General features: G+C 44.7%; 7 protein-coding genes. All 7 read left to right on the forward strand.

All coding sequences use genetic code 11. The features are described 5' to 3' along the window. Window positions 1–102 precede the first annotated feature (102 nt). Entirely contained in the window at window positions 103–966 is an 864-nt protein-coding gene (locus tag CXF72_RS11545) for an AraC family transcriptional regulator (protein WP_232784965.1), read from the forward strand. Between the two features lie 208 nt (window positions 967–1,174). Further along, window positions 1,175–1,777, forward strand: a complete 603-nt coding sequence (locus CXF72_RS11550; RefSeq protein ID WP_101039171.1) for a class I SAM-dependent DNA methyltransferase — start codon at window positions 1,175–1,177, stop codon at window positions 1,775–1,777. Window positions 1,778–2,069: 292 nt separating this feature from the next. Next, window positions 2,070–2,279 carry a cold-shock protein gene (locus CXF72_RS11555; RefSeq protein WP_101039172.1) on the forward strand — a complete coding sequence of 70 codons (210 nt, stop codon included), beginning with the start codon at window positions 2,070–2,072 and terminating at the stop codon, window positions 2,277–2,279. Between the two features lie 925 nt (window positions 2,280–3,204). Continuing rightward, the gene (locus tag CXF72_RS11560) at window positions 3,205–4,368 is read left to right on the forward strand and encodes an iron-containing alcohol dehydrogenase (protein WP_101039173.1); all 1,164 of its coding nucleotides are present in this window, start codon (window positions 3,205–3,207) and stop codon (window positions 4,366–4,368) included. Window positions 4,369–4,758: 390 nt separating this feature from the next. Next, entirely contained in the window at window positions 4,759–5,703 is a 945-nt protein-coding gene (locus CXF72_RS11565) for an ornithine cyclodeaminase family protein (protein WP_101039174.1), read from the forward strand. A gap of 381 nt (window positions 5,704–6,084) precedes the next feature. Further along, entirely contained in the window at window positions 6,085–7,605 is a 1,521-nt protein-coding gene (gene exaC / locus CXF72_RS11570; protein WP_101039175.1) for an acetaldehyde dehydrogenase ExaC, read from the forward strand. A gap of 35 nt (window positions 7,606–7,640) precedes the next feature. Continuing rightward, window positions 7,641–7,943, forward strand: a 303-nt coding sequence (locus CXF72_RS19855) for a hypothetical protein (RefSeq protein ID WP_232784966.1), incomplete at its 3' end; no start/stop codon positions are given.

A 7,943-nucleotide genomic window follows, 5' to 3' on the forward strand; every position in this document is an offset into this window, starting at 1 on the left:
GTTTCTAAGCGTAAATTAACAATTTCAAACAGAATAAGTGATTCTTTTTAGGCTTCTTCTGATACTATTCAGTCATATTTTGTGATTTTTAATGACAAAAAGGTGCTTGTATTGAAACCAACCATTGAAAACGTCAGCAATCAGCTAGATTTTAGCTGGCGAATCCAACGCTATGATTGTTGTGATGCACAGTTTGACTGGCATTATCATTTTGAATATGAAATTGTACTATACCGCCATTTAAACGGAAAGTTGTTTGCCGGTGACTACATGGGTGAAATAACACATAATAACCTGTTTGTTTTTGGCCCGAAACTCCCCCACACCGCGATCCACCAGGCGAAGCCTGATAACCCAAATAACAGCACTTATATCCTATGGTTCAGTCAGCAATGGATAAACCAACTGGTTAATCAGTTTCCTGAGCTTAATAATTTAAAATCTTTATTAAGCCGCTCAACCCAAGGGTTACAGTTTGACGAATTGACCGCTGAACGGGTATTTCAGCTTGTACAAGCACATCAAACTTTCACGCCTGCGATGGAATTTAGCCGTTTAATCGAAGTGCTGGTTACTTTAAGTGAAGCGAAACAGGTCAAACGTTTAAATGCCTATAGCCTGCCAAAGATCGAAGATAATCCCAAAGAGTTAACCCTAGTACGGAAAATTTCTGATTATATTGAATTAAATTTTCGTAATCATATTCAAGTTATTGATTTATGTAATGAGGTACATGTCAGTGAAAGCACCATTTATCGACTTTTTGAGCGGCATTTTGTCTGCAGCTTTTCTAATCACGTTAAAGAATTTAGGATCGGCAAAGCCTGTGAACTGTTGATTAATGGTAATACCAGTATTGCCGTTATTGCCGACCTGGTTGGTTTTACTAATTTATCGAATTTTAACCGCCAGTTTAAACAGTGTAAGCAGATCACGCCCAAGCAGTTTCGTTTATTATTTGCTTAAGAGTTTGCTTAAGAGCTTGCTTAAGCATTGTCAACCATTCGCTTAATAATATTCCGGTAATAGCAAGTGCATTAATCAATAAAGCGATTGTTTTTATCTAGGGTGGCAATTAATATCAACTAGGTTCATACGTTAAATATTCGACGACAGTGACCTATATAAAGGATCTAAAATATCATGAATTTTATCGAAATAATGGAGGTATTTAATGACCGATCTTTTTAATGAAAAAGCCAAAGATTGGGATGCCAATGACTTTAGGCGTCAGCTTTCGAACGCTATCGGTGCCGCAATTCTAAAACATGTACCGCTTCATGCAAAGATGGAAGTGATGGATTTTGGTGCTGGTACGGGTTTGATAAGTTCTCATGTTGCCCCCTCGGTACAAAAAATTCTTGCCTTGGATATTTCTGAATCCATGTTAAGCCAACTTTTATCAAAACCTGAGTTACAGGGTAAAGTCGACGTACTTTGCCAAAATATTGTAGATAAACCGATAGATGGAAAGTTTGATTTGATCATGAGTGCGATGGCAATGCATCATGTCGAGGATGCGGATAAACTTATTCAGCGTTTTAGCGAGCATTTAAAGGCTGGCGCGATGGTAGCCTTAGCTGATCTTGATAAAGAAGACGGGGGCTTTCATCCGGCAAACACGGAAGGGGTCTTTCATTTTGGTTTTGAACGAAAAGAATTTCAGGCTTTGCTAGAAAAACACGGCTTTAAAGATATCTGTTTTCATACCGCGCACACGGTTGTAAAAGAAGGCAATGAATTCCCGATATTTTTGGTTATTGCGAGCAAAAAATAGTGTTGTTTACTTTTTTTCGCTTCTAAGCAGAGGGGCGAAAGCGGGCTTTTTAGACATCTTAAAATTGTCGTGAAATTCAATTAACCCTAAGCCTTTGTCTTTACACAACCCTTGACTTTTATTTTGAGTTATATAAAGTGACCGTCAGCAAGAAAGAAAGCCTTTTTTTTACATTCTCCATTACGTTGTTATATTAATAATACCTCGCTCTGTAGTTTTTAAGTTCCAGTCTGTTTTTACGCTATTCAAGCCTTTTGAAGGCACCCATACATTAAAATTACAGGATATTATTATGTCTAACAAAGAACAAGGAACCGTTAAATGGTTCAACGAAGCGAAAGGTTTTGGTTTTATCGAGCAAGCATCTGGTCCAGATGTATTCGCTCACTTTAGTGCTATTGCAAGCGAAGGTTTCAAAACTTTAGCTGAAGGCCAAAAAGTAGAATTCACTGTAAGCCAAGGTCAAAAAGGCCCGCAAGCAGACAGTATCGTAGCACTTTAATTTGCTGTGATATTTTAGCGCCCACAGGGTGCTGATTTAATATTGAAAAAATGGTAAACCTTTACGGGTTTGCCATTTTTTTTTGCTTATTTTAAAGGTGCATTCTGTGCAGGGAAAAGCGAGTCCCAAGCTTCGAGCTTCGAGCTTCGAGCTTCGAGCTTTCTCGCCTTCTCGCCTTCTCGTAGCTCTTGGTGCTTAATCGGTAGTGTGCATTCTATGCACCGCAAGCGCCGAGCCTGAAGGCTCAGTTCCAAAAGACTCCGTTATCGCATGCTTAGTTATTGGTATGCACCATCATCATCGTTAATCGGTGCGCGGAGCGCACCCTACGAGTTTGGTATTATATTATCAGTAGGGTGCATTCTTGCGCAGGGGAAAGCGAGCCTCGAGTCTTCGAGTTTTCGAGCTTTCGAGTCTCGAGCTTCTCGCCCTCTCGCCCTCTCGCCCTCTCGCTTTCTAGCTTTCTAGCTTTCTAGCTTTCTAGCTTTCTAGCTTTCTAGCTTTCTAGCTTTCTAGCTTTCTAGCTTTCTCGCCTTATAGCCCTCTCGCAGCTCGCAGCTCGCAGCTCTTAGCTCTTAGCTCTTAGCTCTTAGCTCGCAGCTCTTAGCTCGCAGCTCGCAGCTCTTAGCTCTTAGCTCGCAGCTCTTAGCTCGCAGCTCTTAGCTCTTAGCTCTTAGCTCTTAGCTCTTAGCTCTTAGCTCGCAGCTCTTAGCTCGCAGCTCTTATCCCCCGTCGCTCATCCCAAAGTATGAGTTTTTTCATGCCGATGGCGCATGGTGGTATTCGCCCTAATCGCGTTATTGTACTTCCCGTACAAGGCTTTGAACCACTGAATCGCGGTCTGACCGTTGTGGCTCTTATCTTGAAAACCAAGTTTTACTTTACTTAATTCTGTATTAACAAACAAAATAACGGAGAGAAAAAAATGGCTTTAGCAGATCAAACTTATGGATTTTATATACCTACGGTTTCCCTTATGGGGATTGGTTCTTCAAAGGAAACTGGCGAGCAGGTCAAAGCCCTGGGTGGCAGCAAGGTATTGTTGGTTACCGACAAGGGGATCGTCGCGATGGGAATGGCTGAACAAATCAAGGCACATGTTGAAGCCGCTGGTATTGACGTGGTTATCTTTGATGGTGCCGAGCCAAATCCGACCGACAAAAACGTTCTTGATGGCCTGAAGGTTTATCAAAGTGAGAAATGTGACACTATTATCTCTCTCGGTGGTGGTTCCTCACATGACTGTGCCAAGGGCATCGGCATGGTTGCCACCAACGGCGGCAAGATCCACGATTACGAAGGCGCCAATATGACCTCTAAGGCAATGCCTCCTTTTGTCGCTATTAATACGACTGCCGGTACCGCTTCGGAGATGACCCGTTTCTGCATTATTACCAATACCGAGACTAAAGTGAAGATGGCTATCGTCGACTGGCGCTGTACGCCGAATATCGCCATCAATGATCCTGTTCTGATGGTTGGCAAGCCTGCCGCCTTGACTGCCGCAACGGGTATGGATGCGCTGACTCACGCTGTCGAAGCTTATGTTTCCACTATTGCGACCCCGATCACCGATGCCTGTGCAATCAAAGCTATTCAGCTGGTTGCAGAATACCTGCGCCCGGTTGTCGCCAACGGTGAAAACCTCGAAGGCCGTGACAAGATGGCTTATGCCGAATATCTCGCTGGAATGGCTTTCAATAATGCCTCCCTTGGTTACGTCCATGCCATGGCCCATCAGCTCGGTGGTCTCTACAACCTGCCGCACGGTGTCTGTAACGCTATTCTGTTGCCGTCGGTCTGTGAATTTAACGTGATCGCCAATCCACGGCGTTTCGCTGATATCGCTGTGGCGATAGGTGAAAACATTGACGGTTTGAATGTTGTTGATGCTGCCGCTAAAGGTATTGCTGCGATCCGCAGACTGGCGGCAGACGTTGGCATCCCCAATGGTTTGACCGCACTCAATGTTAAAGAAGCTGACCTTGCCGTGATGGCCGGCAATGCTCAGAACGATGCCTGTATGTTGACCAACCCGCGTAAAGCGAACACCGCTGAAGTGATCGCCATGTTCAAAGCCGCAATGTAAGTATTTCGATCTGCGGGCGGGAAAAAAGGCTAGAAGGCGATAAAACAAAAGCTGTAAGGCTAGAAGGCGCGCTTCAAGTTTCGGGCCTTCTAGCCTCGAGCCTCGAGCTTCGAGTTTTTAGCCCGTAGGGTGCGCTCCGCGCACCGATTGCCGCTGCAGTAAACAAAAGCTATAAGGCGCGCTTCGAGTCTTCGGGCTTCGAGTTTTTAGCTTCAAGCCTTCGGGCCTTCGCGCTTTAAGGCGTTTGGGCGTTCGAGTTTCTAGCCTTCAAACTTTGGATTTTGGTGCTTCGAAGACTAAATTTTGAAGCCGCTTTATTCACTTCAGTACAGATAAGGTATACCCTATCAAATAGTTGTAAAATAATTATTTGTCAAAGGAAGCCATGAAATGCATGTAATTGAAGCGTCTGAGGTTCATCAGACAATGAATTTTGAAGAATTGATCCCGGCAATAGAAGAAACATTTGCAGGCACTCACGGTATGCCGCAACGTAATGTATTTTCTTTGCAAGAAGACAGCGACCACAGTGATGGATTTGCCGTATTACCCGCCTGGAACAGCAAAGCGATTGGCGTTAAAGCCTTTACCCATTTTCCTGAAAATGGCCCGAAGGGCTTGGATCGCTTATATTCAAAGATTTTAATGTTTAAACGCGAAACCGGAGAACCCTTAGCCCTCGTTGACGGCTCCAGTGTCACTTATTGGCGAACGGCCGCCGTCTCGGCTCTGGGCAGTCAATATTTATCCCGTAAAAACGCCAGTCGTTTATTAGTTTGCGGTACGGGTAACCTAGCTTCGTACATGGCATTAGCTCATGCGACCGTACGACCTATTACCCATATAGATATTTGGGGGCGCAGCATCGACAAAGCTGAAAAAGTGGCTGAGCAGTTACGCACCGAACGGCCGGAGATCAGTGTTGCAGTCATTACCGATCTTGAAAGTGCGGCAGGTCAAGCTGATATTATCAGTTGTGCGACGGGCGCCGGCGAGCCATTAATTTTAGGTGAATGGGTAAAACCGGGCACGCACACTGACTTTGTTGGCAATCATTCACCAAACCGCCGCGAATGCGATACGGCTTTAATCACTAAAGCCAGTGTTTTTGTTGATAGCCGTGTAAACGTCTTAAGTGAAGCGGGAGAGTTATTAATACCTATTGAGGAAGGGATGTTTGACAAGGATGATGTCAAAGCTGAACTGTCTGAACTTGCCAGAGGTCAACATAAGGGACGGCAAACAGAAGAAGAAATAACTGTTTTTAAAACCGTTGGCACTGCACTGTCAGATTTAGCGGCAGCTTGTTTAGTTGTAGAGAAATTAACTAATTAATAGGTTCAGCTGAAGAAGACAACAGTTCGTAGGGTGCGCTTCAGCACCAATTGCCAATGCTTGCGGTGCATAGAACGCACCACGCACACTTCACTCTGTTTTAGTCATTACTGGGTGTAGCGCAGAGCGCCTCTGCGCCCTCTGTGGTAATACCTTTAGACTTGACGTGGTCAATTAAATTCACTCACCCTAGTTAAGCTACTTTATTCAAATACTCGTTCAATATTTCCCCGTATCTCATCCTAAAGTATGATTTTTTTCATGCCGATGGCGGATGGTCGTATCTGCCTTGATAGCGCTATTATAACTCTCGTAAAACACATTCGACTAAAGACAAATAACCAGGCAGATAATTTATCGGCCGACTATAAGAGGTTCATTATGATCTATGCAAATCCAGGCAGTCAAAATTCTGTCCTTACGTTTAAAGAAAAATATGAAAACTTTATCGGCGGAGAATGGGTTGCTCCTGTGAAAGGTAATTATTTTAATAATACAACACCAGTCACCGGCGAAGTCATCTGTCAGATTCCGCGTTCGAGCGCTGAAGATATTGACTTAGCAATTGATGCCGGACATGCAGCCAAAGATGCCTGGGGACGTACTTCCGTGCAGGATCGTGCCAATGCCTTACTGAAAATCGCAGATCGTATGGATGCCAACCTTGAACTTCTTGCTGTTGCCGAAACCTGGGATAACGGTAAGTCGGTTCGTGAAACAATGGGGGCAGATATACCGTTAAGTTCCGATCACTTTCGCTATTATGCAGGCTGTATTCGTGCGCAGGAAGGTAGCTTGTCACAGATAGATGACGATACTGTTGCTTATCATTTTCACGAACCTCTTGGGGTTGTTGGCCAAATTATTCCATGGAATTTCCCGATATTAATGGCTTGTTGGAAACTAGCACCTGCCTTAGCGGCCGGTAACTGTGTTGTGCTGAAACCTGCAGAACAAACGCCCGCTAGTATTTTGGTGCTGATGGAATTAATTGCCGACATACTGCCACCTGGTGTATTAAACATTGTTAATGGTTACGGTAAAGAAGCCGGTGAAGCTTTAGCGACCAGCAAACGTATCGGGAAAATAGCCTTTACCGGTTCAACACCCGTTGGCGAGCATATATTAAAATGCGCGGCAGAAAATATGATCCCCTCGACCGTTGAGCTTGGCGGTAAATGTCCAAATATATTTTTCGGTGATATTACCCAGCATGAAGATGATTATCTGGATAAATGTGCGGAAGGTTTTGTACTGGGATTTTTCAACCAGGGAGAAGTCTGTACTTGTCCTTCCCGTGCCTTAGTTCAGGAAGACATTTTCGATGAGTTTATGGTAAAAGTGATTGAAAAAGCGCAAAAGATTATCCGCGGCAACCCACTGGACAGCAATACGATGGTCGGCGCTCAGACATCAGAACAGCAGTTTAATAAAATCATGAGTTACTTGGATATAGGTGTAACAGAAGGTGCTAAAGTACTGACCGGCGGCAATAAAGAAAGCCTCGATGGGTCACTTAATAGTGGTTTTTACATTCAGCCGACTATCATGCAGGGTGATAATTCCATGCGGATTTTCCAGGAAGAAATCTTCGGACCAGTTATCGCGGTAACCACCTTTAAAGATGAAGCAGAAGCGCTGGAAATTGCCAATGACAGTATTTTCGGTTTAGGCGCAGGGGTTTGGACACGCGATGCCAACCTTGCACATCGAATGGGCCGAGGAATTCAGGCCGGACGAGTATGGACTAACTGTTACCATTTATACCCAGCACATTCAGCTTTTGGCGGATATAAAAAATCCGGCATCGGTCGTGAAACACATAAGATGATGCTCGATCATTACCAGCAGACGAAAAACTTGTTAGTAAGCTACAGCACATCACCTATGGGTCTGTTTTAACCAATACCTTTCCAGCTAGGAGCTGCGAGTAACGAGTGGCGGGCAGCTCGCAGCTTTCAGCTCGCAGCTTTCAGCTTTCAGCTCTCAGCTCGCAGCTTTCAGCTCTCAGCTTTCAGCTCGCAGCTTTCAGCTTTCAGCTCGCAGCTTTCAGCTCGCAGCTTTCAGCTCGCAGCTCGCAGCTTTCAGCTTTCAGCTCGCAGCTTTCAGCTCGCAGCTTTCAGCTCGCAGCTTTCAGCTCGCAGCTTTCAGCTCTCAGCTTTCAGCTCTCAGCTTTCAGCTCTCAGCTTTCAGCTCTCAGCTTTCAGCTCTCAGCTTTCAGCTCGCAGCTTTCAGCTCTC

The organism is Psychromonas sp. MB-3u-54 (assembly GCF_002836415.1).
GTDB lineage: Bacteria > Pseudomonadota > Gammaproteobacteria > Enterobacterales > Psychromonadaceae > Psychromonas.

Coding starts and splice junctions, on each gene's coding strand:
- CXF72_RS11550 (WP_101039171.1), top strand. CDS start 1,175: ATGACCGATCTTTTTAATGAAAAAGCCAAAGATTGGGATGCCAATGAC.
- CXF72_RS11555 (WP_101039172.1), top strand. CDS start 2,070: ATGTCTAACAAAGAACAAGGAACCGTTAAATGGTTCAACGAAGCGAAA.
- CXF72_RS11560 (WP_101039173.1), top strand. CDS start 3,205: ATGGCTTTAGCAGATCAAACTTATGGATTTTATATACCTACGGTTTCC.
- CXF72_RS11565 (WP_101039174.1), top strand. CDS start 4,759: ATGCATGTAATTGAAGCGTCTGAGGTTCATCAGACAATGAATTTTGAA.
- exaC (WP_101039175.1), top strand. CDS start 6,085: ATGATCTATGCAAATCCAGGCAGTCAAAATTCTGTCCTTACGTTTAAA.